Source organism: Aliamphritea spongicola (genome assembly GCF_017051665.1).
GTDB classification, from domain to species: domain Bacteria; phylum Pseudomonadota; class Gammaproteobacteria; order Pseudomonadales; family Balneatricaceae; genus Amphritea; species Amphritea spongicola.
Window position 1 is genome coordinate 343,734 of sequence record NZ_JAFIDL010000001.1, and the last position, 26,141, is coordinate 369,874.

General features: G+C 53.3%; 22 protein-coding genes. 11 read left to right on the forward strand and 11 right to left on the reverse strand.

Annotated elements, in window-relative coordinates; translation table 11 throughout:
* The first annotated feature begins 316 nt into the window (after positions 1-316).
* The 5 genes from JYB63_RS01665 to JYB63_RS23475 all read left to right on the forward strand — a co-directional run bounded on the left by JYB63_RS01665 (position 317) and on the right by JYB63_RS23475 (position 7,581).
* On the forward strand, positions 317-1,309 hold the full coding sequence (locus JYB63_RS01665; protein WP_205656002.1) for an NAD-dependent epimerase/dehydratase family protein: 993 nt from the start codon (positions 317-319) through the stop codon (positions 1,307-1,309).
* Between the two features lie 196 nt (positions 1,310-1,505).
* Positions 1,506-3,512: an EAL domain-containing protein gene (locus JYB63_RS01670; protein ID WP_205656003.1), complete on the forward strand. Its 2,007-nt coding sequence runs from the start codon at positions 1,506-1,508 to the stop codon at positions 3,510-3,512.
* A 140-nt stretch (positions 3,513-3,652) separates the two neighbouring features.
* Positions 3,653-4,930: a response regulator c-di-GMP phosphodiesterase, NosR family gene (gene nosR, locus JYB63_RS01675; RefSeq protein ID WP_205656004.1), complete on the forward strand. Its 1,278-nt coding sequence runs from the start codon at positions 3,653-3,655 to the stop codon at positions 4,928-4,930.
* An 80-nt stretch (positions 4,931-5,010) separates the two neighbouring features.
* On the forward strand, positions 5,011-5,829 hold the full coding sequence (locus JYB63_RS01680) for a phosphate/phosphite/phosphonate ABC transporter substrate-binding protein (protein WP_205656005.1): 819 nt from the start codon (positions 5,011-5,013) through the stop codon (positions 5,827-5,829).
* A gap of 30 nt (positions 5,830-5,859) precedes the next feature.
* Entirely contained in the window at positions 5,860-7,581 is a 1,722-nt protein-coding gene (locus JYB63_RS23475) for an ATP-binding protein (RefSeq protein WP_205656006.1), read from the forward strand.
* Positions 7,582-7,779: 198 nt separating this feature from the next.
* Here JYB63_RS23475 and JYB63_RS01690 read toward each other — a convergent pair whose 3' ends face one another.
* The gene (locus JYB63_RS01690; RefSeq protein ID WP_205656007.1) at positions 7,780-8,142 is read right to left on the reverse strand and encodes a winged helix-turn-helix transcriptional regulator; all 363 of its coding nucleotides are present in this window, start codon (positions 8,140-8,142) and stop codon (positions 7,780-7,782) included.
* Positions 8,143-8,297: 155 nt separating this feature from the next.
* Here JYB63_RS01690 and JYB63_RS01695 point away from each other — a divergent pair, with 155 nt between their 5' ends.
* The 4 genes from JYB63_RS01695 (at position 8,298) to JYB63_RS01710 (ending at position 12,410) form a co-directional block, all read left to right on the forward strand.
* Entirely contained in the window at positions 8,298-8,708 is a 411-nt protein-coding gene (locus tag JYB63_RS01695) for a GFA family protein (RefSeq protein ID WP_205656008.1), read from the forward strand.
* Between the two features lie 146 nt (positions 8,709-8,854).
* A complete protein-coding gene (locus tag JYB63_RS01700; RefSeq protein ID WP_205656009.1) occupies positions 8,855-9,895 on the forward strand; it encodes a PLP-dependent cysteine synthase family protein in 1,041 nt (346 codons plus the stop codon).
* Positions 9,896-10,004: 109 nt separating this feature from the next.
* On the forward strand, positions 10,005-11,426 hold the full coding sequence (locus JYB63_RS01705) for a mannose-1-phosphate guanylyltransferase/mannose-6-phosphate isomerase (protein ID WP_205656010.1): 1,422 nt from the start codon (positions 10,005-10,007) through the stop codon (positions 11,424-11,426).
* A gap of 81 nt (positions 11,427-11,507) precedes the next feature.
* Positions 11,508-12,410, forward strand: coding sequence for an MBL fold metallo-hydrolase (locus tag JYB63_RS01710; RefSeq protein WP_205656011.1), 903 nt, complete (start codon positions 11,508-11,510; stop codon positions 12,408-12,410).
* Between the two features lie 48 nt (positions 12,411-12,458).
* On the opposite strand, the gene JYB63_RS01715 is transcribed toward JYB63_RS01710, so the two are convergent.
* The 10 genes from JYB63_RS01715 to JYB63_RS01760 all read right to left on the reverse strand — a co-directional run bounded on the left by JYB63_RS01715 (position 12,459) and on the right by JYB63_RS01760 (position 23,645).
* Positions 12,459-12,872, reverse strand: a complete 414-nt coding sequence (locus tag JYB63_RS01715) for a VOC family protein (protein ID WP_205656012.1) — start codon at positions 12,870-12,872, stop codon at positions 12,459-12,461.
* A gap of 13 nt (positions 12,873-12,885) precedes the next feature.
* The gene (locus tag JYB63_RS01720; protein WP_205656013.1) at positions 12,886-14,112 is read right to left on the reverse strand and encodes a cation:proton antiporter; all 1,227 of its coding nucleotides are present in this window, start codon (positions 14,110-14,112) and stop codon (positions 12,886-12,888) included.
* A gap of 80 nt (positions 14,113-14,192) precedes the next feature.
* The gene (locus JYB63_RS23590) at positions 14,193-15,170 is read right to left on the reverse strand and encodes a 2-oxoglutarate and iron-dependent oxygenase domain-containing protein (RefSeq protein WP_205656014.1); all 978 of its coding nucleotides are present in this window, start codon (positions 15,168-15,170) and stop codon (positions 14,193-14,195) included.
* Positions 15,171-15,275: 105 nt separating this feature from the next.
* Positions 15,276-16,268 carry a GlxA family transcriptional regulator gene (locus JYB63_RS01730; RefSeq protein WP_205656015.1) on the reverse strand — a complete coding sequence of 331 codons (993 nt, stop codon included), beginning with the start codon at positions 16,266-16,268 and terminating at the stop codon, positions 15,276-15,278.
* A gap of 52 nt (positions 16,269-16,320) precedes the next feature.
* Positions 16,321-17,652 carry an MmgE/PrpD family protein gene (locus JYB63_RS01735; RefSeq protein WP_205656016.1) on the reverse strand — a complete coding sequence of 444 codons (1,332 nt, stop codon included), beginning with the start codon at positions 17,650-17,652 and terminating at the stop codon, positions 16,321-16,323.
* Between the two features lie 66 nt (positions 17,653-17,718).
* A complete protein-coding gene (gene proX, locus JYB63_RS01740) occupies positions 17,719-18,741 on the reverse strand; it encodes a glycine betaine/L-proline ABC transporter substrate-binding protein ProX (RefSeq protein WP_205656017.1) in 1,023 nt (340 codons plus the stop codon).
* A gap of 61 nt (positions 18,742-18,802) precedes the next feature.
* Positions 18,803-19,738 (reverse strand): glycine betaine/L-proline ABC transporter permease ProW, encoded by a 936-nt coding sequence (proW, locus tag JYB63_RS01745; protein WP_205656018.1) that lies wholly within the window; start codon positions 19,736-19,738, stop codon positions 18,803-18,805.
* A gap of 52 nt (positions 19,739-19,790) precedes the next feature.
* On the reverse strand, positions 19,791-20,969 hold the full coding sequence (gene proV, locus JYB63_RS01750) for a glycine betaine/L-proline ABC transporter ATP-binding protein ProV (RefSeq protein ID WP_205656019.1): 1,179 nt from the start codon (positions 20,967-20,969) through the stop codon (positions 19,791-19,793).
* A gap of 410 nt (positions 20,970-21,379) precedes the next feature.
* The gene (locus JYB63_RS01755; protein WP_205656020.1) at positions 21,380-22,282 is read right to left on the reverse strand and encodes a DMT family transporter; all 903 of its coding nucleotides are present in this window, start codon (positions 22,280-22,282) and stop codon (positions 21,380-21,382) included.
* A 136-nt stretch (positions 22,283-22,418) separates the two neighbouring features.
* Positions 22,419-23,645, reverse strand: a complete 1,227-nt coding sequence (locus tag JYB63_RS01760; protein ID WP_205656021.1) for an aromatic ring-hydroxylating oxygenase subunit alpha — start codon at positions 23,643-23,645, stop codon at positions 22,419-22,421.
* A 306-nt stretch (positions 23,646-23,951) separates the two neighbouring features.
* On the opposite strand from JYB63_RS01760, the gene JYB63_RS01765 reads away from it, so the two are divergent.
* On the forward strand, positions 23,952-24,950 hold the full coding sequence (locus JYB63_RS01765) for a LysR family transcriptional regulator (protein WP_205656022.1): 999 nt from the start codon (positions 23,952-23,954) through the stop codon (positions 24,948-24,950).
* A gap of 255 nt (positions 24,951-25,205) precedes the next feature.
* On the forward strand, positions 25,206-26,138 hold the full coding sequence (locus tag JYB63_RS01770) for a dihydrodipicolinate synthase family protein (RefSeq protein ID WP_243431777.1): 933 nt from the start codon (positions 25,206-25,208) through the stop codon (positions 26,136-26,138).
* Positions 26,139-26,141: the final 3 nt, after the last annotated feature.

Genomic DNA, 26,141 nt, shown 5'->3' on the forward strand with positions numbered 1-26,141 from the left:
CGGCAGCTTTTATACAGGTAATTACGCAATTTCATGGCCAGCTGATAAAAACTGTCGGTTAATCATGAAGTTAGCTTTGATGTGATCAGGCTGAACGGACGGGGGCTAACGGTTATCAGGCAGTAATCGCTTAAATTGCGAGGTTGTTTAGCAAGTTGCGCGGATATTTCGCATTTTGCGAATCAATTTGTAAGCTGAAACCGGAGGGTGTTTTTTAACTTATTGAAATAATTGTGTATTTCGAGTTGGCGAGGCTTTTGCACTGTACAGATCAGCGATTCATTTTCGCTCTGTTGAGAGCAAAAGGAGAAAGCCCATGAAATATTTAGTGACTGGTGGTTGTGGTTTTATTGGTTCGCACTTGTGCGACTCGTTACTTGAAAAAGGTTACGAGGTTCGGGTGCTGGATGACCTGTCGACAGGGTGTGTCGGTAACTTGCCGGATGACGCAGAACTGATTATCGGTGATGTTGCCAACCCTGAAGTGGTGCGTGCTGCAATGCAGGGGGTTGTTGGCTGTTTCCATCTGGCGGCGGTCGCTTCGGTTGAACGTTCATCGACAGACTGGGTTGGTTGTCACCGTATCAACCAGCAGGGCACGGTGAATGTACTGGATGCTGCCCGTACCGCCAATAACGGTAAACCGGTGCCGGTGGTATATGCATCATCTGCAGCGGTATATGGCGACAATGCTTCGGTGCCATTGAGCGAAGATACTTTACCCCGGCCAATCAGTGCTTACGGGGCGGATAAACTGGGCAGCGAACTTCATGCCCGTGTGGCCTGGTTAGTACATGGTGTACCCACTGTTGGGATGCGATTCTTCAATGTGTATGGCCCGCGCCAGGATCCGCATTCTCCCTATTCAGGGGTGATCTCAATTTTCATCGACCGGATTATCAAAGGCATTCCCCTGACTGTTTTTGGTGACGGCAAACAAACCCGTGACTTCATTTTTGTGACGGATGTGGTGCGCTTTCTGGTGGCGGCCATGATGAATCACCGGCAGGAAGCAGCGGTATTCAATGTTTCAACCGGTCAGATGTCATCCATTCTGCAGTTGAGCCAGACCTTGAAGCTGGTGGCGGGCTCTGAATCGGCAATTCGCTTTGAACCAGCCCGTACCGGTGATATTGCTTCTTCGCTGGGAGATCCGGGTAAGGCAGTGGCACGGTTCGGCTTACGGGCGAAGGTAGATTTGGGCTTAGGGCTGATGCTGACATTGGAAGCACTGCGCCGGGAAGATGCCGGTTATCAGCTGGAGCCAGAACCGTTTCTGTGTGAAAAAGTAGAACTGGATGAGTTATGAGTCGTGGGCCGTCGTACATCCGCTATGGGGTTTATAGTGGGTGTACGACGTTTTATCTCCCTCTTTATTTTTTCCTCAGTCTCCCGCTTTGGGTAACCGGCACAGGTTATCTTTGCAGGCTGTGCTATTACATATAAGTGGTTGTTTTAGCGAGAGTTGGCGCTTAACAAAACCAATCATCAAAAGGAAACAGGGAATGCTCAGACGGATTTTGTTAGTGGATGATGAAGCAAAGATGCTTTCAGCCCTGCAACGGCAGTTACGCGGTACCGGATATGACGTACTGGTGGCGGGTTCTGGCAAGGAAGCGCTGGAAATTCTGGCGACGACCGAAGTACAGGTGGTTGTGTCTGATGTGCGGATGCCGGAAATGACCGGTGATGAGCTGATGACCCGGATAAAACGTCAGTATCCGGATGTCGTCGGCATTCTGCTGACCGGCTACGCTGAGCTGAATGCAGTGATCCGGGTGCTGAATGAAGGGGCGGTGTTCCGCTTTCTTCAGAAACCCTGGGAACCCGAGGCTTTGCTGGACTGCCTGCACGATGCATTTGTTAACTGGCAGGAAAAGCAGCAGGTGAATGATCAGCATACCTATCTGGAAAATCACGAGCATGCTCTGGTGGAAACGGATGCGGAAGGCCGCGCCCTGTATGTTAACCAGAAAGCCTGTCAGTTGCTGAACGTGAATGAGGATATAACCGGGGCGACTCTGGAAGACGTATTGCCGATGCTTCGACCGGAACAGTTGCTGTATCTGGCCAGCGGCGAACAGCGGCAACTGGAAGTTCAGAGTGTCACCAGCGGGCAGATGCTGAGGATAAGCTGCCAGGCGTTGAACAGTGAACGCCGGATGTTCAGTATTGAGCCACTGTTCGAACTGGATATTCTGGCGATTCCTGAGCTGCTTTCCCGCCAGGAGCTGCTCTTTCAGCTGGACCGGTTAATACTTGGCACTGATGAACCGGTTACCGCTATTTATCTGGACATTAACGGTTTTCGCCGTTTTAACGACAGCCTGGGGTATCAGCAGGCCGACCAGCTTTTGGCGATGATCGCCACAGAGCTTCTGAAGGGGAAACCGGAGGGGGCCAGCCTTGGGCGGATGAGCGGTGATGAGTTTGCGCTGATCTTCTCCGGCCCGGTTAGCTCCGCTGATAGTTGCGAACAACTTGAAGAAATGCTGCTGCCGTTCCGTAATCTGATTCATTTTGCCGGCCGTGAACTGCATGTGGCATTCCGGGTGGGTTATGCCTGTTCGCCAGCAGATGGCCGTGACGCAGGTGAATTACTGCGCAATGCGCAGGTTGCTGCGAATACAGCATCCCGTGGCGGAAGCCGAACAATTGCCTGTTATCAGAAACACATGAACAGCCACGACAGTGAATTTGTATTCCAACAGTCGGATTTATACCGTTCACTGGAGCGGGATGAGTTGTTTGTCCTGTATCAGCCTAAAATCTCGATGCGGGATGGTCGGATTGCTGGGGCTGAAGCACTGATCCGCTGGGAACACGGTACCAAAGGCGTCATCTCCCCGACGGAATTCATACCCATGGCTGAGGAAAACGGTCTGATTGATCCCATCGGTAACTGGGTGCTCGCTGCTGCCAGTGCCCAGAAACGAATCTGGGAAGCACAGCAACTACCGGATTTTGTATTGTCTGTGAACCTTTCCGGCAGACAATTGGAGGATGACACTTTGCTGGACCGGGTCAGTGATCTGATTAAGCAGAATGCGTTACATGCCTCGCAGATTGAGCTGGAAATCACAGAGACGTTTCTGATGCAGGATATCAGCCACAGCCTTGGGCTTTTGAAAGGGCTTAAAGCCTTAGGCGTACGGCTGGCAATTGACGATTTCGGTACCGGTTACTCATCGCTGAATTACCTCCATCAGTTGCCTGTCGATACCCTGAAGATTGACCGTTCCTTCATCACCGGATTAGGCCAGAACCGGGAAGCTTATGAACTGGTAAAAAACATCATTCATCTTTCCCACGACATGGGTAAACAGGTGGTGGCAGAAGGGGTGGAAACCCGGGATCAGCTGGATATTCTCACCGAGCTGCAGTGCGATGAGATCCAGGGGTATTTCTTCAGCCCGCCGGTATCGGCAGACCGTTTCCGAGCGTTACTGGAAAATCAGCCGCTCATCATGCTGGACGTAACAACTGAAGGTAGTGTTCCGTCCCGGATTTAAAAGAATGAAAGCTCGCTTTGGGTAGCTGAGTACTGGTCAGGGTTTTTGAAGTACGTTTACTATGTACTATAAGAAACAAACAGTTAGGTGTCTGGAATCCGTTTTCGGCGCCGACATGTTAACAAAAGGATGCAACGGGTATGGAATTTCCTGAGCGCAGTTTATTGCTGGTCGATGATGAAACTTCGGTGCTGAATGCGCTGAAGCGGGTTTTGCGCCGGATGAAATGCACGGTACATACCGCGGAGTCAGGTAAGGCCGGGCTGGCTGTACTTGAAGAACATCCGGTAGATCTGGTGATCAGTGACATGCGCATGCCGGAAATGGGCGGTGAGGAATTTCTCGCCATTGTGGCCGAACGCTGGCCGGACACCGAACGTATCGTCATGAGTGGTTATTCTGATACCCAGGCCACCATTGATGCTATCAACAAAGGCAAGATTAGCCGTTTCATGACCAAACCCTGGAAGGACGACGAAGTGCTGAGTGTCGTCGCCAAAGGGTTTGAGCTGACAGAACTGCGTCAGCGGGCTGATAAGCTGGAAGCGGTTAAAGAACAGAAAACCCGGGAACTGGCCCAGCTGAATAAAACCCTCGAACAGAAGGTTGAACAGCGCACTCAGCAGTTACGGGACAGCCACCAGAGTTTGCAGAACAGTTACCGTGCAGTGGTGCGGATGTTCTCCTCGATAACGGCCCGCCGGATGGGGCAGGACAGCCGTTATAACCAGAACCTGAACAAATTGCTGCTGTTAATGGCAGACCGGCTGAATATTACCGGTGCCGACCTCAAGCAGCTTTTCTATGCCTGGCAGTTGCGCAACATCGGCAAACTGAGTTTCGATGATGAACTGCTGAAACCCGCTTATGTGGATCTGAACGCTGAACAGCAGCGCCGTTTTCAGCGTCATCCGGTGCTTGCCAATGCTTCGATGGTGCTGGTTAAACCTTTGCACGCGGCCGGGCAGATCGTGTTGCAGCACAAAGAATATCTGGATGGCAGCGGCTATCCCAGTGGACTGACGGCAGAACATATTAGCCGCGGTGCACAGGTGCTGGCGGTGCTGAATGACTTTGTCGAGCTGATCAACGGCCGTTATCAGCCAAGACCTTACAGTTCTGAAGAAGCGCTACAGTTTCTCCGTGAGTTTGAAGGCCTGCGTTACGACCCCCATCTGATTGAAACGCTTGCCGGTGCAGTCGCAACCCTGGCAAAAGAAGGGGACGCCATTCAGGACGAACGGATTCTCAGCCACGGCATGAAGCCGGGAATGTCCCTGACCCGGGACCTGCTCAGTGAGCAGGGAGTGCTGTTACTCAGTGCCGGGGCGAAACTGGATCAGGACACCATTAACCGCTTAACCGAAATGGAAGAAAACCTGGGAGAACAGCTGGAGATATACGTTGACGCCAGTTAATGGCGGCAGCGGGTAACAGACGTCACCGGCGGATACACAGAGTAGCGGCCGGAAAATAAGGAAAGACTTCAAGGAGCAGCATGATGAAGAAGCTACACAGTTTATTGATTGCCGGTGGATTGTTACTCAGCCTGGGTGCCCAGGCAGATACCTTCACTTTTGGCATCGTACCTCAGCAATCTGCAAAGAAACTGGCCAAGCTCTGGACCCCGGTAACGGCGTATCTCAGTGAGAAGACCGGCCATGAAATTAAATTTACCACCGCCAAAAACATTCCGACCTTTGAAAAACGACTGCAAAAAGGTGAGTACGACATCGCCTATATGAACCCGTATCACTTTACGGTGTTTAATCAGAAGCCGGGTTACAAAGCGATTGCCCGGCAGAAAAATAAACGCATCAAAGGCATTATGGTGGTGCGTAAAGACAGTAACTATGCCGACCTTCAGGGGCTGGACGGCTCCAAACTGGCGTTTCCGTCCCCGGCTGCTTTCGCTGCCAGCGTAGTACCCCGGGCTAACCTGACCCAGAAAGGCATCGAGTTTGATCCCAAATATGTGTCTTCCCATGATTCTGTTTACCTGAACGTAGCCAAGGGTATTTTCCCAGCCGGTGGCGGGGTTATCCGTACCTTTAACAACACCGATCCGGCGGTCCGTGACCAGCTTAAAGTGCTCTGGACCACTGACGGCTATACGCCTCATGCGGTTGCTGTAGGCCCCAATGTCAGCAGTGAGGCAGCGGCCACATTGCAGCAGGCGCTGGTGGACATGGGGGCAGACCCGGAAGGGGCTGAGCTGCTGAAGAAGATTAACTTCAAAGCCTTCACCCCGGCTGAAGATGCGGACTGGGATGATGTTCGCGGGCTGAACATTACGCTGCTTGATCACATGCTGTAACCGGCAGGCAGAGGAACAGAAGCAGCAATTATGTCTATCCGGCTGAAGACCATCCTTGGGGTGGCGCTGATTGAGGGTTCATTACTGATCGTCCTGCTGGTGACGATGATGAACTTCATGCGTGATTCGAACTACGAAGCACTGGTGAAGCGCGCCCAGACCACAGCGACATTGTTCGCCACCACCACCAAGGATGCCGTCCTTTCCTATGATCTGGCATCGCTGGAAACCTTTACCGATGAAATGCTGAAGAACCCGGACCTGGTCTATGCCCGGGTACTGTCAGCAGAAGGGGATGTGTTTGCTGAATCCGGGGATATCAGCCACCTGAAAGAACCTTTTCTGGCGGATACCGAAGTCAGCCTGGTGGATGACGACGTATTTGATGTCATTGTCGATATCGAAGAAGGCGGTGAAGTTTACGGGCAGGTAGAAATTGGCATTCACATTGCCAGCATTAATCAGGCGATTAATCAGGTGTATACCTGGGGTATGACCCTGGCGTCGGTGGAAATGCTGTTGGTTGCCCTGTTTTCGTTCTTGCTGGGGGGATATCTCACCGGCCAGTTGAATGTGCTGCAGCGGGCGGCGAAAGTCATTGGTAGCGGTAAGTTCAATATCAGCATTCCTGTGAAGGGCAAAGATGAAATAGCCGTGGTGGGTGAAGCCTTCAACACCATGGCCAAAAACCTCACTAAAACCAGCCAGCAAAGGGACAGCTTTGAAGCTGAAATCCTTGAGCTTAACCGTTCTCTGGAAGCCCGGGTTCAGCAGCGCACTGAAGAACTGCAGAAGAAACATGGTCAGTTGGTAAAGGCATTTAAATCCGTGAAAGAGACCCAGGCGAAACTGGTGCAGTCTGAAAAAATGGCCGGGCTGGGTACCATGGCGGCGGGTGTGGCCCATGAAATTAATAACCCGGTGGGCTTTGTAAAAAGTAACCTGGGCAGCCTGCAGGCGTACAGTACGAACCTGACTGGCTATGTACACCGGATCGATGAACTGCTGAAAGAACATGACGATATGCAGAGCTTGCGTGAGGCACTGCAGGCCGCCCGCGAAGAGTTTGATATTGAATACACCGCAGAAGACATCGATCCGTTGATTGTGGAATCGCAGGACGGGGTTAACCGGGTGGAAGCCATTGTCTCTGGCCTGCGCAGTTTTGCCCGTGAAGACGATGAACAGATGGCCCCGGCAGATATTAACGGGGCGCTGAAAAGCACCCTTAAGGTCGCGGCCAATCAGCTTAAATACAAATGCACAGTGCATGAAGATTATGCTGAGCTGCCGGCCCTGACCTGTAACATAGGCCGGCTCAATCAGGTATTCATGAATCTGCTGGTGAATGCCGGGCAGGCCATTGATGAAAACGGTGAGATTTTTATTGGCACCCGTTTCATTAACAACGAGGTGATTGTCAGCATCCGGGATACCGGCTGCGGAATGTCACCCGAGGTGCAGAAGCAACTGTTCAATCCGTTCTTTACGACAAAGGATGTTGGCTCAGGTACCGGGCTTGGGCTGTCTATCAGCCACGGCATTATTGAAGAGCATGGCGGCCGTATTCAGGTTCAGAGCGTGGAGGGTAAGGGCAGCCGCTTTATTGTGCGTTTACCGGTGCAGAGTCAGCAATCCACTGCGGCACCTGAGCAGCAAGATCAGGCTGAAAAGACCGGACAGGTGCAGGCAAAAGCCACCTCAAAACCGGCTGACTCGGATCAGCAAACAGAAAACAGCCTGTCTGTTTAACCGTATATATTTTTTTGCTACTGAATTTATACCGTTATCTATATAGATATTCAGTATTTAGTTGGGTGCCTCCTCTCCGGTAAACAGGTCGGTGGGGTGGAAGGTGTGGGTGTTTGCTGGGATGTGCTGGTGACAGGTGGATGGGAGGTATTGCTTCAGCCGATTAATACTGTGAGTGAGTGCTTTGGGGATAGCGGATTACTGAGATTCCATAAACCATTCCGGGGGAATCCATGTGCCATCTATGTGTTGATTGCCCCAGCGTGAGATGGCCTGGAGAATTGGCAGGGTATCTTTGCCTTTTTGGGTGAGTAAGTATTTGTAACGTTTGGGCTTTTCCTGGTACAGCTGCTTGGTTAACAAGCCGTTGGCTTCCAGCATTTTAAGCCGTTCAGCCAGCCGGTTAGTGGGTATACCTTCCGGGGAACTGGCTAATTCTGAATAGGTTTCTTTCCCGCAGATTAAATCCCTGAGGATGATCAGGGTCCATTTATCGCCGAAAATGTCGAGCCCGTTAGCAATGGGGCAACCGGAACGAAGAAATTGCTTATCTGCCGTCATTGTCTTGTCTTTCAACTGTTGAGGGTAAATGTTAACCCAGTCACTTGTGTTTTTGAAGTGACTTGAAAAGCCTGTGCCTGTCAGCTAATCTCATGTAACTTCAAAAACGTAAGTTACATATTTGTTCTTAACACAGTTCAGTCAGGAGGAAGGTTATGGCAACGTTAACAGGGGAATGCCTTTGCGGCGAAATACGTTATGAGTGTACTGAGCAACCGGTCATGGCCGGCCACTGCCAATGTAAAGACTGCCAAAAGATAAGTGGCACCGGGCATATCTCGAGCATTGCCCTGCCAAGGGGAAGCCTGGACATTAAGGGCACCCTGAGTTTCCATGAGAAAAAAGCGGCCAGTGGTAATACAGTAAGAAGAGGGTTTTGCCCGGGTTGCGGCTGCCACATCTATGCGGAGAACAGCGGCTTTCCTCAATTTGAATTTATCCGTGCCGGCAGTTTGCACGATCCGGAAGTATTCAAACCGGGTATGGTTGTCTATACCAGCAGTGCTCCATCGTGGGATTATACAGACCCTGAACTGCCGGCATTTGAAACGATGCCTGAGATGTGATCTTTTTTACACGAACCTGATCGGTTTTAGGGCTTTGTTCCGGGTGATACAGACATCCGGAATGAACCTTAGCTTCGTCTTTTTAAACCGGTCATCGTCATAACAGAAATGAAGATCCTCCAACCATAAAAATAAGGAATAACTGCATGAACACCTGGGTGAAAGAGGCTATCAGCCGGATTAATGCCGATGCTCACCGCTCGGCGGATACACATCTGTTTAAACTGCCGTTGCAGTCACTGCCCGGGGTAGATATATACCTAAAAGATGAAAGTACCCATCCCACCGGCAGCCTGAAGCACCGGCTGGCCCGGTCACTGTTTCTGTATGCCCTGTGTAACGGCAAGCTGAAAGAAGGCATGACCGTGGTGGAAGCCTCTTCCGGCAGCACGGCGGTGTCGGAAGCGTATTTTGCCCGTATGATCGGTTTACCCTTTATTGCGGTTGTGCCAAAAAGCACAGCCCAGACAAAGATAAAGCAGATCGAGTTTTATGGCGGTAAATGTTATTTCGTCGATAAGTCGTCTGAAATGCATGAAGCATCCGTGGCGCTGGCTGAATCCATCGGTGGTTATTTCATGGATCAGTTCACCTATGCCGAGCGGGCGACGGACTGGCGGGGGAATAACAACATTGCGGAAAGTATTTTCAGGCAGATGGCCTGTGAGCCTCATCCGATCCCGTCCATGCTGGTCATGAGTGCAGGTACTGGCGGTACGTCTGCCACCCTGGGTCGGTTTATCCGTTACAAGGGCTATGACACGGAACTGACGGTGGTGGACCCGGAAAATTCCGTATTCTACGACTGCTACCTGAGCGGTGATCGTCAACTGACATCTTCAGCGTCCAGCCGGATCGAAGGCATAGGCCGGCCGAAGGTGGAGCATTCCTTTCAACCAGATGTCATCGATCACATGATGAAAATCCCCGATGCCAGCAGTATTGCTACGATTCTCTGGCTGGAAAACCTGATTGGCCGCAAGGCCGGGGCATCCACCGGGACCAATCTCTGGGGCGCATTGCAGGTGGCGCAACAGATGGTACAGAACGGCCAGAAAGGCTCAATTGTTACTTTGCTGTGCGACAGCGGTGAGCGCTATCTGGATACCTATTACGACACGAGGTGGGTGCAGGATAATATCGGTGACCTGAGTGAACCTGCCGCTGTATTGGCCCGTTTCACCTAGGTTGTACCGCACAGGTGAATACATTCAGGCTGACTAAGTGCACATTTTGCTGGTTGGCCGCTGTTCAGGCTTATAGAATGGCGGCTTCCCGTATCTGTTATATGCCGTTATGAAAGCGATTATTCTTGCCGGGGGCGTCGGTGAACGCCTGTGGCCGCTGTCCCGCCCGCAACATCCCAAACAGTTTTTAAATCTGCATTCAGAACAGAGCATGTTGCAGGATACCCTTGCCCGTGTGCAGGGGCTGGAGGTGTCCGGTTATACGGTTGTGGCCGCGGAAGATCACCGGTTTCTGGTGGCCGAGCAGTTGCGGCAATTGCATCTACAGGCAAACATTCTGCTGGAACCGGCAGGCCGTAATACCGCGCCTGCGATTGCGCTGACTGCTCTGCAGACCCGGCCGGATGAGGTTTTACTGGTGCTGCCGGCAGACCATGTCATCAGTGAACCTGAAGTCTTCCGCACGGCGGTTAAACAGGGGCTGGAATCCACGGAAGCCGGAAAGCTGATTACCTTCGGCATCGTGCCGGATTCACCGGCCACCGGGTACGGGTATATCCGTACTGATGTTGGTGGGCAGCAATCAGACTCTGTTTTACCCGTCGCTGAATTTGTTGAAAAACCGGATGTTGAACGGGCAGAGGCGTATCTCGCCAGTGGCGAATATCTCTGGAACAGTGGCATGTTCATGTTCAGGGCAGACCGTTTTCTGAGTGTTCTGGAACAGTACCGGCCGGATATTCTGGCCGCCTGCCGGTCAGCCTTGCAAGGTTGCCGACAGGATCTGGATTTTCAGCGTATTGATACCGAAGCATTTACAGCCTGCCCGGCGGAGTCGGTGGATTATGCCGTTATGGAACCCCTGTGTGCAGATGATCCTGAAGCGGTGGGCGTGATTCCGTTAGCGGCCGGCTGGAACGATCTGGGCAGCTGGCCGGCGCTGGCCGGTGAACTGGAAACGGATCAGCAGGGGAACCTCACCGAAGGCACTGTGCTGGCATTTAACAGCCGTCACTGCCAGGTTCACAGCAAGTCCCGGCCGGTGGCGACTTTAGGGCTGGAGAATCTGCTGATTGTTGATACTCAGGATGCGCTGCTGGTGGCTGACCGGGCTCAGAGTGAATCCATGAAGGCGTTGCTGGCAGAAGTAAAAGCCGACAGCCGCTTCAGTGATCTGCTTCACGGCACCGTGCACCGGCCCTGGGGCAAGTACCGCTGTATCGATATGGGCAATGGCTATCAGGTGAAGCGTATTACGGTAAACCCCGGTGGCCGCTTAAGCCTGCAAAAACACCGGCGGCGGGCAGAACACTGGGTGGTGGTGTCCGGGATTGCCGAGGTGACCAAGGGAGAGCAGTGTTTCCTGCTGGAGAAGAACCAGTCTACCTATATTCCCATTGGCGGCGTTCACAGCCTGGCGAATCCCGGTAAAGCGCCACTGGAACTGATCGAAGTTCAGTCCGGTGAGTATCTTGGTGAAGATGATATTGAACGACTTGAAGATGTCTATGGTCGCAGTAAAGAGGGCTGAGCAGGCGGTTCGACTGAAAACCTGGACTAAGCTGTAAGCCTGAGATCTTTTTTCTGAGCAGGAATTCCGGGAGACACGGGCATGATCAAACGACTTATCCAAGTAACGTCACTCTGTTTGTTGACCCAGGCGGGTATGGTGATGGCAGACAATCATGAGCGGTTTAAAGACGTTAAGATCGCTTCCACACAGGTCAGTGAAGGCCTCTATATGCTCACCGGTGCCGGCGGCAATATGGCGGTATCTGTTGGCAAGAACGGCACCTATCTGGTAGATGATCAGTTCGCGCCACTGACTGAGCGTATTCTCACGGCAATTAAAGATCTCGGCGGCGATGTCCCTAAATTCCTGCTGAACACCCACTGGCACGCTGACCATACCGGCGGTAATGAAAACTTCGGTAAGCAGGGCAGTATCATCGTTGCTCACGATAATGTGCGTGAACGTATGTCATCCAATCAGTTCATCAAAGCTTTTAACCGCAAGGTCGAGCCGGCTCCGGAAGTGGCACTGCCGGTGATCACCTTTGGTGAAGGGGTGAACTTCCACTGGAACGGCGATGTACTGCGGGTACGGCACCAGCCAAATGCCCATACGGATACCGACAGCTTCGTGCAGTTTAAAGCTGCTAACGTGATTCACACCGGTGACCTGTATTTCGCCGGTATGTATCCCTTTATTGATGCCAGCAGCGGCGGCTCCATTACCGGGGTGATTGCTGCCGCTGATCAGATTCTGGAAGTGGCTGATGTGAATACCAAAATAATTCCCGGCCACGGCAAACTGTCGAACAAAGCAGAACTGACTGAATACCGCGATATGCTGAAACTGGTTGAAAGCCGTATCAGTAAAATGATCGCTGAAGGGAAAACCCGCCTGCAGATTGTGGAAGCCAAGCCGACGGCGGATCTGGATGAGAAATGGGGTGGCGGATTTATGAAGCCCGATAAGTGGGTGAGTATTGTCTATGACGGCCTGAATTGAGAAATAATAAAAAAGGCACCCAGTGGGTGCCTTTTTTAATGCCTTGGTTTAGGCAAACATCTCCTGTTCATCGCTGAAACTCTTAAACTCCAGTGGGTTGCCGCTGAAATCCAGCACGAACATGGTGGCTTGCTGGCCCGGCTGACCGGCATAACGCTGTACCGGTTTAACAATGAACTCCACACCGGCAGCTTCCAGGCGTTGCCGGGTATCCTCAAATTCTGACGGGCTGAGTACCGCGCCGAAATGGGGAATCGGTACCTCAATGCCATCCACTTTTCCGCAGTAATCCAGTGTTTCAGGCATCTCAGCTACATGGGCGGATAACTGGTTGCCCCAGAAATCAAAATCGACCCAGGTATCCGTTGAGCGGCCTTCTTCACATCCGAGAATATCAATATAGAAACGGCGGGTACTGGTAAGATCCTTCACTTTAAAGGCGTAATGAAAAACGTTGGCCATGGGGTATCCTTTTTTAAGATTCAGTTGGCTTGCTAAGGGTTTTCTTAACCAGCCACGGATTAGTCGTGGCCTGTACCAGCAGAGTAAACAGTACCACACCAAAACCGATAGACTGAATTGTCCACCAGTAGGGCAGCTCGGTGGGCAGGGACAGCACCAGCGCAATGGTAACCGCACCGCGCAGGCCGCCCCAAATCATAATGGGCGGATAGCGGCTGTCGGTGGCTTGTCCGACAGTTACTCTGTTGAGCCAGACAGACACATACACCGCAACTGTTCGGGCCAGCGTCGCGGCAATGATCGCCAGCGCAATAGCAATCCAGCGTTCGGTAAACATCTCAACGGTGATCACTAGCCCCAGCAGAACAAACACAAAGACGTTGGCGATAAAGCCAATCGACTCCCATACGTGATGAACCTGAGGCTCCAGCTCAGCCAGCTGCCCAGCGGCGACTTTCTTAAACACGATTGCTGCAAACAGCACCGCCACTATGCCGGACACATGCAGGAAATGCTCGCCAATATAAAAACTGCCGTAAGAGAGCACGATGGTCACCAGAATCAGCCCCGGCAGGGTAACGGTGAAAATGTGTAGTGTCAGAGCAAACAGGTAACCCATCACCACGCCAACAGCGACCCCGCCAAAGAAGATCTTCATAAACTGGATCACGCCATCAGTAACATCCGCCTCAACGGTACCCAGGCCGATGCCTACCAGAATTGTGAACAGTGCGATGGCTGTAGCGTCGTTAAACAGGCTTTCACCTTCTATCAGGACATTCAGTTCAGCAGGCGCATTCAGGGCTTTAAGCTGAGCCACCACGGCCACTGGGTCGGTGGCTGAAATCACCGCACCGGTTATCAAAGCAGCAATGAAAGGGAATCCCGGATGCCCGATGCCATAGAAAATAAACACGGCAGTTGCCACGGTAGAGACCAGCAGGCCGATGGTCGCCAGCGTCAGTACATTGGGCATGAACCGGAACAGTAGTTTTGAATCCAGCGAGAACGCCGCTTCAAAAATCAGCACCGGCAGCAACACAAACAGCATCAGATCCTGAAAGTTGCTGGCCCGGATACCACTGTCCCAGCCAAAGGCTTCTACAGACAGCGCCAGAACAAATCCCAGCCCCACCAGAATCAGCGAATAAGGCAGGTTCACCAGCCGGGTAATGAACAGCCCGATAATCCCGGTGGCCGCAAAAATCAGCAGTACAGCAATGATGTCAGTGACTGGCATGTTGGGGTCCTATAGTAAAAGCCGATAGCCTTCACTATAGGATATTGCCCCACAGTTAAAGCACCCGTTGAGCTTTTCAGTTACTCACCCAGATGTTCGTAGCTGTCGACGAAGCGTTTGTACTTGTGCTGACCGCAGGTATAGGGCTGGTATTTTGCCGGGTTAGTGTCGCTCTGGCAGGTGGGTACCACGCTGACTTCGGCATCGAAATCCAGATCGATGAAGAAGGGCAGTGAATAGCGTTCCCGGCCGCTGGTGTTGATGACCCGGTGCATGGTGGAGATGTATTTGTCGTTGGTGAAGGTTTGCACCAGATCACCGATGTTGACGATAAACGTATCTTCAACCGGTGGAGCGTCGATCCATTCTCCCTGACGGTTCTGTACCTGCAGGCCGCCGTTGTTGTCTTGGCCGAGGATGGTCAGGAAGCCATAGTCGGTGTGGGCGCCGATACCGATTTCTTCCTGGCGGATATCGCCGGATTGTGACGGGTAGTGCAGCAGCCGCTGAATGGTAATAGGGTTCTGCTGCAGTTTGGCGAAGTAGTCTGCGGGCAGGTTCAGGCTGAGGGCGATGGCGCTGATCAGCTTTTCCGCCAGCTTCATCATAGCGCCGTGGTAGCGTTCAAAGGTTTCGCGGAATGCAGTCGGTGTATCCGGCATCAGGTTCGGGCCATGGAAAGGGGTTGTTGCTGGCCCTTCGGCACCGAGGTCGAAGCATTCTTTGTGGTCTTTGGTATTTTCCGGGTCGACGTTTTCCGCATACATGGGAATGTAGCCCCGCAGGGTTTGCCCGGAGTGGCTGATGTGGAGTTTTTGTTTCTCAGATATTGGCAGTCTGAAGAAGGCTTCGGCCTGTTCGTAGGCGGCTTGTATCAGCGCTTTGTCGACGCCGTGGTTGCGAATATAGAGAAATCCCACGTTTTCACAGATGTCGCCGATCTGATTGGCAACCTGTTGCGGATCAGAGCCGTCGATTAACGGTCCGATATCAATAATGGGAATTTCATGGAAGGATGTTGATTTACTCGCGAGTCGGGAGTCTGTCTGCGTAGACACGTTGGCACCTGTCGGTTTTAGTTGTTATTTGAGGTGCCAGTATTGCTGTTTTATGGGGTGGGGTTATATCAAAAATGCGAAATTCTATCTTAGCGGTGCGAGAAATTATTCCTGACGCAGATGTGAAGGCTGAATATCGTAAAGATCTTTAAAGCATTTACCGAAGTAGCTCTGTGAGCTGAAGCCGGTTGCCTGGGCGATGCTGGCGATGCTGAGGTTGGTTTCTTCCAGCATCCGGCGGGCATGTTGCAGCCGCAGTTTCAGGTAATAGCGGTTAGGCGTGGTGTTCTGATGGCGCTGAAACACCATTTCCAGATTACGCCGGGTGGTACCAATGCGCTGAGACAGGTCTTCGATGCTGTAGGGCTGGTCGATGCTTTTTTCCATCAGTTCGATGGCGGCTCCCAGGCAGGGGGATTTCATCGACAGGGCCAGCATGCGCTGGCTGGCCAGTACTTCTTCTCCGGAGCGGATGCGTTCCTGCTGGAACCGCTGCGCCACGTTATGGGCGAAGGTTTTGCCCTGATCCAGACCGATCAGGTAGAGCAGCATGTCCAGGGTGGCAGTGCCGCCGGCGCTGGTCAGTACATTGCCGTTAACCGTATAGATGCTGTCCTGTAAGGGAATCGACGGGTAAAGCTCGGCAAAGGTGCTGCGGTGTTCGTGCACCAGGGTGCAGCCTTTATCCTGTAGTAATCCGGCTTTGGCGAGGACGAAACTGCCGCCACTCAGGGCAACAATGCGCACGCCTTTCTGGGAAAGACGGCGCAACTGGCTGAGCAGTTGCGGGTCTTCTATTGTGGCTGCGCCTTTATAGGCACAGATAAACACCATTTCAGCATTGTCGCAGGCTTCCAGGCCTTTGCTGACTTCAACAGGTACGCCGTTAGAGCTGATGACTTTACCCGGGTGTTTATCGTCAGTCAGGCTGCAGATCTCATAACTGTAGATCGGCTGGTCGTCCAGACCGTTAGCAACACTCAGGGCTTCAATTGCCAGTGCAAAAGACGTCAGTGCAAAGCCGGGTAGCAGAATAAAGCTGATTTGCTTTGAGACTGTTGTCACGGTGTCGCCGGGATGTCTGCTCAGGGTGTTCATGCTGTGTTTTGTCCTTCCTGCTCCGGTCCGGAGCAGGTATCTACTCCGGTCTTTAATGCATCAGTAATTCAAACAGTTCACTGCAGGATTCCGCTTCCGACAGTGAATCAATGGCAGTACAGATGGCATCGCGGCGGGCCTGTGGCAGGTTTACTCCGGCCAGTAAATCAAACTTGGCGCGGAATTCTGCCTGGCTCATGGCCGTTGCCGGGTCACCTTTTGCCTGAGTAACCGGGCTGGTGAAACGGCTGCCGTCCTGCAGCTCAATGGTCACCCGGCTGAGTATCTCTTCCGGGAAGCGGGCCGACAGGTCATCTGCTTCTGTAATGGAGATTAGCTTACTAACCTTCAGGATCTGTGCATCTCTGATTGCGTCACCTGTAACCTCATTCGGACCAACTTGCCCCCGGGTGATGAGTGCCGCCAGCGGAAAGGCAAGGCCATACTGGGCTTCATCGGCATTGGCCGGAAAGTGCCCCTGCAGGCGCATGGATTCGTGAAAGGTTTCTACCTGAATATCGGTAACCGTGTCGGCGCTGATTTGCGGATGTTCACCCAGCATAGCGGTTACGGCGGTCAGGGCCGGCTGTGCCCAGCGGCATACGGGCCAGGGCTTGAAGTACTGGGCGTCGATTTCCCAGCGCTGGCCGAGATCATCCCAGCAGTGTTTGATTTTATCCTGTTCTACGGTTTCGGCCGGGGCACCGGTAATGCCGGCTTCAGCCATGAATAATGCATTTACCCCTGCGTATGCACCGGCGCCGTGGGCGTCCCGCAGCATGGAGGGAAAATCCACTAAGCGCATCATCGGACAGCGCGGCCCGAAGTATTCGGCAATGCCCAGTGCATGCATGAACTGTTCTTCGCTCATCTTCAATAACCGGGCACCGCCACAGACGACTCCTAAGCCGGAGAATGCACCGGAGGCGTGATATTCAGCCGCGGTATCCATCAAAGCAACGCCGGCCCGCAGCCCGGTTTCGTAAGCAACCGTCACAGCCGCCAGAAATTCAGCGCCAGTGATGGCTTTACCCTGTGCGTGACAGGCATCAGCGATGGCCAGCAGGGCAGGTACCACGGTGGCTCCGGCATGGCCTTTGGAGGTGAAGTGTCCTTCGTGGGCATCCAGGCTGTCGGCGGTAAAACCTCCGGCCCAGGCAGCACCCATGGGGTGAACAGCGCGGCCATCAAATAGCAGCCGGCTGCTCAGCCGGGTGGCCGGATAGTGATCGGCGGCGTAATTACGGATGTTTTCACTGGTGGTATTGCCCGTTGCCCCGGCCATCACGCCGATGATATCCATCAGTGAGGTAGTGATCAGTTGTTGGGTGTGGGCAGGTACGTCGCTGAAGGTCAGGCCGTTGATGAAACTGTAGAGGGACATTGCTCTTCCTTTCAGATAAACAAATAAAGGCACCCGCAGGTGCCTTTGGTATTCAGGGATATGTGTTTAGTTAGCCGCTGCGCGGGCTTCGTCCAGCCAGCTGTCGTAAGTGCCGCGGTTAGCCTTAATCCATTCCTGTGCGTGACGCTTGATGTCGTCAGCGGATTTTTCACCATCCTGCATTTTCAGGTTCTGGGCGCTTTCATCGCTGGCGCTGATCTGTACCAGAGACAGCAGTTTGGTGGCTGCAGGGTTCTCTTCAGCGAAGTCTTTGTTCACCACAGACATAATCTTGTCGACGGCAAAGCCCAGGTTCTTGCCGTTGAAGCTGGTGTTCACGTCGTTGTTGCCATCCGGCAGGTCTGTTTTAGGAACTTCCAGCCATACCACGTCTTTGTCTTCAACCAATACACCGGAGATCCACTGTGGCACCCAGGTGTAGTACAGGATTGGCTTGCCTTCGTTGTAACGGGTGATGGTGTCAGCCATCAGGGCAAAGTAAGAGCCGCGGTTATGGTTGACGGTATCGCCCAGACCATAGGCATCAATGTGGTGGTCGATAACCAGTTCACAGCCCCAGCCTGGGTTACAGCCGGTCAGATCGGCTTTGCCATCGCCGTCGGCGTCAAACAGCTTGGCGATTTCCGGCTTTTTCAGATCTTCCAGTGATGTGATGTTGTGGGCATCAGCGGTTTTTTTGTCGATCAGGTAACCCTGCAGTACGCCCGGAATCACGTCACCGGCTTTTACCATGGTGTCGTCGCCACCGGCCTTTTTGTAGAAGGTGTCGTGCAGTTTGTCCCACAGGTGAACGGTGAAGTCAGCGTCGCCGTAAGACAGTGCCAGCATCATGGTGGCGTATTCTGTTTCTTTCGGTTCTTCAACTTCGTAACCCAGTTCCTGCAGGCCGGCGATAGCGATTTCACCACGGAAACGTTCTTCAGCAATACTTGGGAAAATAGGGGTGACTTCCACACCTTCGCCCGGTTTGTCAGCTGCGATTACAGAGCTGGCAGAGGTTGCCAGAGCGGCAGCGGCAGTTAACTGAATAATGCTTTTAGACAGTTCTTTGAAGCGTGATTTGATCATCGCTGGGTCCTCATTTTATTTAACAGTTTTATTGTTGTTGTAAGCAGTTGTGTTGCCGTTTTTATTTGGCTGTCAGGCTGCGGTAGCTGCGTACCAGCAGGCCTGCCGGGCCTGTTTCATACCAGTGCATGCCGTGGCTTGCTTCGGAACGGTCGCCCATGGCCTGGGTCAGGCGGTCCAGGAAGATCGCCAGTAATACCAGGCCGACACCGCCAACGGTGGCCAGGCCCATATCCAGACGGCCAATGCCGCGCAGTACCATCTGACCAAGACCGCCCACCGAGATCATGGAGGCAATCACCACCATCGACAGGGACAGCATCAGGGTCTGGTTGATGCCCGCCATGATGGTTGGCATAGACAGAGGTAACTGAACTTTGAACAGCATCTGGCGCGGGGTACAGCCAAAGGCACGGGCGGCTTCGATCTTGTCAGCCGGTACCTGACGGATACCCAGGTTAGTCAGACGCACCAGCGGTGGCAGGGCGAAGACGATGGTCACCAGAACACCCGGTACGTTACCGATACCGAACAGCATCACCACCGGTACCAGATAAACGAATGCCGGCAGGGTTTGCATGGCGTCCAGCGCCGGGCGAACAAACTTTTCCAGGCGGTCGCTGCGGGCAGAAGCAATGCCCAGCGGAATGCCGAAAATGATGCAGAAGAACAGGGAGGTCAGCACCAGTGACAGGGTGGTCATGGACTCAGACCATACGCCGATCAGACCCAGGAAAATCAGTGTCAGGGCGCAGAAAATGCCCATTTTTTTACCGGCCAGCTGCCAGCCCAGCAGGGATGACAGGATAATGCCGATCAGCGGCGGAATGGATTGCAGTACGTATTCTGAAAAATCCAGTACCTGATCAATCGGCCAGCGGATGGCGCGGAAGAAGCCGCGGAAGTTCTGTACTAAGTAGTTCAGCAGACTCTCAACCCACTCACCGAGGGGGATGCTGAGGAACTGAAACGGGTCTAATAAACTGAATTCAGACATGATGGTTCGGTCTCTTTTATTGTTGTATTCGGCTTAACTCAGGCTCTCTGGCTCAGGAATGGCTCAGGGTCTGCAGCAGCTGGTCTTTGCTGATGACACCGCAGAAATTGCCGCTGCGGTCGACCACCGGCACCGGGTAATCGCTGTTGGCGACTTTTTTCACCACATCTTTGAGCAGGTCATCGCTGTACACCTGATGGTGATTGTTCAGCTGCGAGGCCTGTAGGGAGGCCAGTGTTACTGTATCGCCGTCGGTGGCGGTTAATGGCACAACCCCCTGGAGCTGATTGCCGTCATCCAGCAGGTAACCGAAGCTGTGCTGGCTGCTGTCGAAGGGCTGTACGCTGCCGTTAATGCGGATGGCGCAACCGGTGTCGGCGCAGGCAATGTCGCCGGCTTTGAGGATCTTGGTGACATCCACGCCCTGGAAGAAGGTTTCCACGTAGTCATCAGCCGGGTTGCGCATAATCTCTTCCGGCGTGCCGATCTGTACTACCCGGCCACCTTCCATAATGGCGATCCGGTCGCCGATGCGAATGGCTTCATCCAGATCGTGGGAAATAAAGATTATGGTACGTTCCTGTTCCTTCTGCAGACGGATCAGTTCGCCCTGCATTTCGTAGCGGATCAGAGGGTCGAGGGCAGAGAAGGCTTCGTCCATCAGCAGGATGGTCGGGTCGTTAGCCAGTGCGCGGGCCAGGCCTACACGTTGCTGCATGCCGCCGGATAACTGGTGTGGGTAGCTGGCGCTGTGTTCGCCAAGGCCTACCTGATCCAGCGCTTCCTGAGCGCGGCGGTTACGTTCTTCTGATTCAACGCCGGAGATTTCCAGCCCGAAAGCGGCGTTTTCCAGTACTGACATGTGTGGCATCAGCGCGAAGGACTGAAATACCATGCTCATTTCCTGGCGGCGTACGTCCAGCAGGTCTTCATCGCCCAGGTTGGTGATGTCTTTACCGTTCAGTTCAATGCTGCCGGCGGTAGGTTCGATCAGCCGGTTAAGCAGACGTACCATGGTGGATTTGCCGGAGCCGGACAGGCCCATGATGACGAAAATCTCACCTTTTTTGACTGAGAAGCTGGCATCGAAGACACCGACGGTCTGGCCGGTTTTTTCAAAGATCTGATCCTTGTCTGCGCCATCGCGCAACATCTGCATCGCTTTGTCCGGCTGCTCACCGAATACTTTGTAAACGTTGCGAATCGACAGGATATCTGTGTTGTCTGTCATGCTGTCCTCGTTTTTATTATTGGATTACATATGTTCAGCAGGCCTGAACCTGCTGACTCACCTTGCTGTTAACGGGCTACTGACCACAGTTCCCATCGGCAAGGTGTAAAGAAGTTCTGTTATTTAAATTAGAGATTTTGCAAAAAAGCGTCCAACGACATTATTTGCCTAGAAACCATAACCTGGCGTTATTGTTCAGGGTCTGGCGAACGAAATGCGTCACTTAAGTAATCAAAGATCCCGGTTTACGACAGAATTGAGGCTGAGGGTAAGTGCGCCGGCGGGGCGTGCCGAAAGCAGGTTTGCTGAGTTTCAGGCCATCACAGGCAGCCCAGGCTGATCAGTTCAGAGAAGAAAATGGGAAGAGGCAGCCAGCGATAAGCTGACTGCCAGAGCAGGCTTTGCAGGTGTTACTTACGTGCCAGCGTAATGGCTGCGGCCAGTACCAGCACACCGCCCAGCAGGGTACCGACAGGCAGGGATTCGCCGATCATCAGCACGGCAATGCTGATGGCAACCACGGGTTCCAGCGTGGAGATCGTTGCTGCATTGGCGGCACCGGTTTTGGGGGAGCCGCTGATAAAACAGATTGCCGGTAGCAGGGTGGCAAAGCCGGCAAGGCCGACAGTGGCCAGCCAGCTGCTACTGCCGGACGGCAGACTGACAGGAATACCTGTGTCTAGCAGCGTGCTGCCAAGGATAGCAACGCCGAAAATCAGTGCGCCGCCCAGCATGATGACACAGCTGTCTGCCAGCGGTTGTTTGCTGACCGCATTGTGGCTGCCGTAAATAATCGAAGCACCATAACTGAGGGCCGCAAACAGGGCCCAGCCGATGCCACCGAGATCCCCATGAATGTCGGAGCCGGCCGCCAGTATGACGCCGCCAAGCCCCATCACCATGCTCAGAATACGGGATGTTCGTGGCGGGTCTTTGAGAACCACCATGGAATACAGGGTGATAAACGCCGGAAAGGTGAACATCACAATGACCGCCAGGCTCACAGAAGTACTCTGGCTGGCGGTGTAGTATCCCAGTGCGGCACAGCCGTAACCGACTCCGATGATCAGATACTGGCCAAAGGCTTTGCCCGCAGGCAGGCTGATGTTGCGCCAGCGCAGCCAGGCCAGTAACAGCGTGAAGGCGATGATGTAGCGGCACAGGAGCAGCCCAAGTGGCGTCGCACCATCTGCATATGCCTGAAAGGCAAACAGGGGCTGCAGTCCATAGCTGACGGCTGCAACTATCACCAGCAGGTAGCCCTTAAGATACGCCCCCGGTGGAGGCAGTGTGGTGGAAATCGTGTTTTGCATGGGTCATCCGTTACAGTGATCTTAAAAAGCCCTGCCGGTGCCAGTCAGGACCGGCAGGGAAGACGGACAAAACGCTGTCTGATCAGGCCCCGGAAAGCTTCCGGGGTGATCGTTGGCCAGAAAACGGGCACTGAGTTTATTTACTCAGTCGGGTTTCCATTGTGTCGCAGTACCAGTCGACAAACTGGCACACGCCGTTTTCGGCAATGTCTGAGAACGGGCCCGGGGTATAGGAAGGTGATCCCGTGCCCCGGAAGGTTTCTTCCACCAGTTCCCGGTCCTGATCATTGGTGGCCAGCCACACTTTGGTCAGGGTATCCAGGTCGTAGTCGACTCCTTCCTGTGCATCTTTGTGTACCAGCCATTTGGTGGTAACCAGCGTCTGGTCATGGCCCAGTGGCAGAATCCGGAAGCTCAGGGCGTGATCCCCCAGGAAGTGGTTCCAGGTTGACGGATAGTTGAAGTACAGCAGGGCACCGATATCTTCCAGATGCTTACCGTCAGTATTTGGGGTATCCAGCCGGCCATTCACTGCGGGTTTGCCGTTCATGGTGTAACTGACAGCACCGGCGGCCAGCGGGATGCGGGTCATGCGGTACTGGCCGTTCGGGTCCATGACCAGCCGGCTTGGGAAACCGGCGGCTTCACAGCTGTCCCAGTGGGCGGTCAGTTCCGGGTCATCATTGCCGCCAACGCCGGCCACGGAGAGGTTCTCAACGAAGGAATTCAGTAGCTCCGGGTGGTTGGCGTCACAGTGATAGCATTCCCGGTTGTTTTCGAACACCAGCTTCCAGTTGCCTTTTTCGATGATGTTGGATTCAAAGGCTACCTTGCAGTCATCCAGATTATGGGGCGCAATAAACGGCGTCACATCGGCGCGGAAGGCTTCAAAATCCGGCGGGGTTTCAGCAACACACAGGTAGATAAAACTGTTCACCACTTCACAGTGGACCGGCAGCAGGTTGTGATCGGCATTGCTGAAATCCGGGCCCATGTTGCCGGCGAACAGCAGCTTGCCGTCCAGCCCGAAGGTCCATTTGTGGTACGGGCAGACCAGCTTGGCTGATTTACCTTTGGCGGCAGAACACAGCCGTGAGCCACGGTGGCGGCAGGCGTTATGGAAGGCATTAATTTCACCCTTGTCGCCCCTTACGATGACCACCGGATAGTCGCCGATCTGCAGGGTCAGGTAGTCACCGGCTTTCGGCATCTCGAAAGTATGGCCGGCAAAAATCCAGTGGCTGTGCCAGATCTGTTCCAGATCCTGCCGGTAGACATCCTGGCTATGATAAAGGGCGCTGCTCAGTGCATAGCGGGGTGGACGCTGGCGGATTAGCTCAAGGGTTTTGGCCTGATCAGACATAGGATGACTCCTGTAAACACACGTTTATTGTTGTTAGAAACACAGTTACGGCACACCCTGATAAAAAACATGGCTATTGTTTTTCAGACCATCTATCGTTTTTAATGCAGCAGGTAATGGCATAGTCAGATGCCGGAAACCGAATACTCAAACTCCGCTGAAATGGCCAGTACAGAAGGGTTTGCGAGGATTCAGCACGGCACAGACAGTACCGCTGCGAACAGGGTGAGACAGCGGGGCCAGTGTATTTTTGGCCCGAAAATCGGTAAAGCGACTTTTTATTTAGAGAATTGAATACCTGACGTTATGGTTAAACACGTAGAACCGGATCAGATACTGGTCAAGATGCCCTCGTTACGGGCGGTTAAGTCGTTTGTGGCGGCGGCAAAGTATCAGAATTTCACCCGCGCAGCTGAAGCTTTGTGTGTGACTCAGGCGGCCATCAGCCGGCAAATCCGTGAGCTGGAAGCGGCCTTGGGTGTCACGCTGTTCAAGCGGTCGGGCCGGGCGGTGGAGCTGACAGAAGCCGGCAGTATTTTTTATGATGCTGCCTATCTTTCCTTCGTGAATATCGCCCAGGCGGCCCAGCGGATTCAGAACACCGGTAAGCGCCGGCAGGCCCTGACCATTTGCTGTACGCCGGCGTTTTCAACCTTCTGGCTGTCGTACCGGCTGCCGGAGTTTATTGCGCTGCATCCGGAAATTGATGTGAATATGGTCACCACCAATAACTTCCTGCAAATGGAACCGGGGGTGCGGCCGGATATCTTCATTAACAAGGCCAGTGACCCGCGGGAAGGTTATCACTCAGTACCGTTGTTTTATGATCTGATCTACCCGGTGTGTTCGCCCCGGTACCTGGAAGAAAATCCTGACATCGTCACTCTGGAAGGTCTGCAGCAGGCGGTGCTGCTGAACCTCAGCCCCTTTGGCCGTTCCCAGGTGGCGGAGCACGTGGACTGGGGTGTGTGGTTTGCCTTCCATGATATGGAACTGGATCAGAGCGATGACAGCCAGTTGCGGATATTCAATGCTAACGATTTCAATATGCTGGCGCAGATGGCGCTGAACCATCAGGGGGTCTGTCTGGGCTGGAACCAGTTGGTTGAGCATATGCTGGCGGAAGGCCGGCTGGTCCGGGTGGGGGATCACAAGGCGGTATTTAAAGAAAAACTCCACTACCTGACCTACACCGAAGACAAGAGCTCCACGCCGGCCTTCAAAGCTTTTATGGACTGGTTTATGGATTGTATCCGTGATGAACCGACCTATGTTGGCAGAGAGGAAGATGAAGCTGCATCCTGACTAATCGTATCTGCTTTGAATAACGCCATTCTGATTCAGCAGAATGGCGTTTTTTTATGCCTGTTTGCCGGATATGGCTACCCCTGAATCATTACCTGAGTGATGCTTTTACGGTTTTTACCGGTCTTTGATAACTTGCGGTTATGATTTTTGCGACAAAAAGGTTGATTGTGGGAGTTGCTGTCTCCTCGTTAAGATTTTCAGTATGTCGCTGTCTGCGCAATGGCTCAGGCGGCAGGAACAATAAGAATCTTAATGGGTAACACAACTATGCATTTTGAGGGGATTTATACGCCGGTCATTACCCCGTTCGGCGAAGATCACAGCATCGACTATGATGCCTTTGCTGCACAGGTACAGTATCTGGTAGACGCCGGTGTACAGGGCCTGATGGTTGGCGGCACCACCGGTGAGTACTACGTGGAAAGCCATGAAGAACGGGTGAAGTTGCTGGAGATCTCCAAGCAGGTCGCCGCTGACAAGGCCATTGTTATTTTCGGAACCGGCTCCGTGAACCCGGATCATTCCATCAAGCTGGCGGAAGACGGCGCTAAACACGGCGCGGATGTCATCCTGCTGGCAACCCCGCCGTATTCACTGCCAACCCAGCGTGAACTGGCGTTGCATGCTCTGACCATCGACCGGGCGGCGAACCTGCCGATCATGCTTTACAACTACCCGGACCGTATGGGTGTGAACATGGAAGAAGAATTCTTCGACCGTGTTGCCCGTTCTGCCAATTTCCAGGCGATCAAGGAAAGCTCCGGCGACATCAACCGTCTGCATATGCTGGCGCGGGATTATCCGCACATTCAGACCGCCTGCGGTATGGATGATCAGGCGCTGGAGTTCTTCGCCTGGGGGGCGAAAAGCTGGGTGTGTGCAGGTTCTAACTTCCTGCCGAAAGAACACTTAGCTTTGTATCAGGCCTGTGTACTGGAAAATGATTTCAACAAAGCTCGCCGGATCATGTCGGCGATGATGCCGCTGATGCGGGTACTGGAGCAGGGCGGTAAGTTCATCCAGAGCGTTAAATACGGTGTCACGATGGATGGCCGCTATTCCGGTGAAGTCCGCCGTCCGTTGCGCGGTCTGAACAAAGACGACAAGCGCGCCATGAACCAGGTTGTTAAAACTCTGAAAACCACCATTGCCAGCATTCTGGCAGAAGATTCTGCGGAGCAATAAGCC

Coding starts and splice junctions, on each gene's coding strand:
- JYB63_RS01680 (WP_205656005.1), top strand. CDS start 5,011: ATGATGAAGAAGCTACACAGTTTATTGATTGCCGGTGGATTGTTACTC.
- JYB63_RS01720 (WP_205656013.1), bottom strand. CDS start 14,112: ATGCCAGTCACTGACATCATTGCTGTACTGCTGATTTTTGCGGCCACC.
- JYB63_RS01755 (WP_205656020.1), bottom strand. CDS start 22,282: ATGCAAAACACGATTTCCACCACACTGCCTCCACCGGGGGCGTATCTT.
- JYB63_RS01665 (WP_205656002.1), top strand. CDS start 317: ATGAAATATTTAGTGACTGGTGGTTGTGGTTTTATTGGTTCGCACTTG.
- JYB63_RS23475 (WP_205656006.1), top strand. CDS start 5,860: ATGTCTATCCGGCTGAAGACCATCCTTGGGGTGGCGCTGATTGAGGGT.
- proX (WP_205656017.1), bottom strand. CDS start 18,741: ATGATCAAATCACGCTTCAAAGAACTGTCTAAAAGCATTATTCAGTTA.
- JYB63_RS01735 (WP_205656016.1), bottom strand. CDS start 17,652: ATGTCCCTCTACAGTTTCATCAACGGCCTGACCTTCAGCGACGTACCT.
- JYB63_RS01700 (WP_205656009.1), top strand. CDS start 8,855: ATGAACACCTGGGTGAAAGAGGCTATCAGCCGGATTAATGCCGATGCT.
- proW (WP_205656018.1), bottom strand. CDS start 19,738: ATGTCTGAATTCAGTTTATTAGACCCGTTTCAGTTCCTCAGCATCCCC.
- JYB63_RS01765 (WP_205656022.1), top strand. CDS start 23,952: ATGGTTAAACACGTAGAACCGGATCAGATACTGGTCAAGATGCCCTCG.
- JYB63_RS01730 (WP_205656015.1), bottom strand. CDS start 16,268: ATGAACACCCTGAGCAGACATCCCGGCGACACCGTGACAACAGTCTCA.
- JYB63_RS01670 (WP_205656003.1), top strand. CDS start 1,506: ATGCTCAGACGGATTTTGTTAGTGGATGATGAAGCAAAGATGCTTTCA.
- JYB63_RS01770 (WP_243431777.1), top strand. CDS start 25,206: ATGGGTAACACAACTATGCATTTTGAGGGGATTTATACGCCGGTCATT.
- JYB63_RS01695 (WP_205656008.1), top strand. CDS start 8,298: ATGGCAACGTTAACAGGGGAATGCCTTTGCGGCGAAATACGTTATGAG.
- JYB63_RS01760 (WP_205656021.1), bottom strand. CDS start 23,645: ATGTCTGATCAGGCCAAAACCCTTGAGCTAATCCGCCAGCGTCCACCC.
- JYB63_RS01710 (WP_205656011.1), top strand. CDS start 11,508: ATGATCAAACGACTTATCCAAGTAACGTCACTCTGTTTGTTGACCCAG.
- proV (WP_205656019.1), bottom strand. CDS start 20,969: ATGACAGACAACACAGATATCCTGTCGATTCGCAACGTTTACAAAGTA.
- nosR (WP_205656004.1), top strand. CDS start 3,653: ATGGAATTTCCTGAGCGCAGTTTATTGCTGGTCGATGATGAAACTTCG.
- JYB63_RS01690 (WP_205656007.1), bottom strand. CDS start 8,142: ATGACGGCAGATAAGCAATTTCTTCGTTCCGGTTGCCCCATTGCTAAC.
- JYB63_RS01715 (WP_205656012.1), bottom strand. CDS start 12,872: ATGGCCAACGTTTTTCATTACGCCTTTAAAGTGAAGGATCTTACCAGT.
- JYB63_RS01705 (WP_205656010.1), top strand. CDS start 10,005: ATGAAAGCGATTATTCTTGCCGGGGGCGTCGGTGAACGCCTGTGGCCG.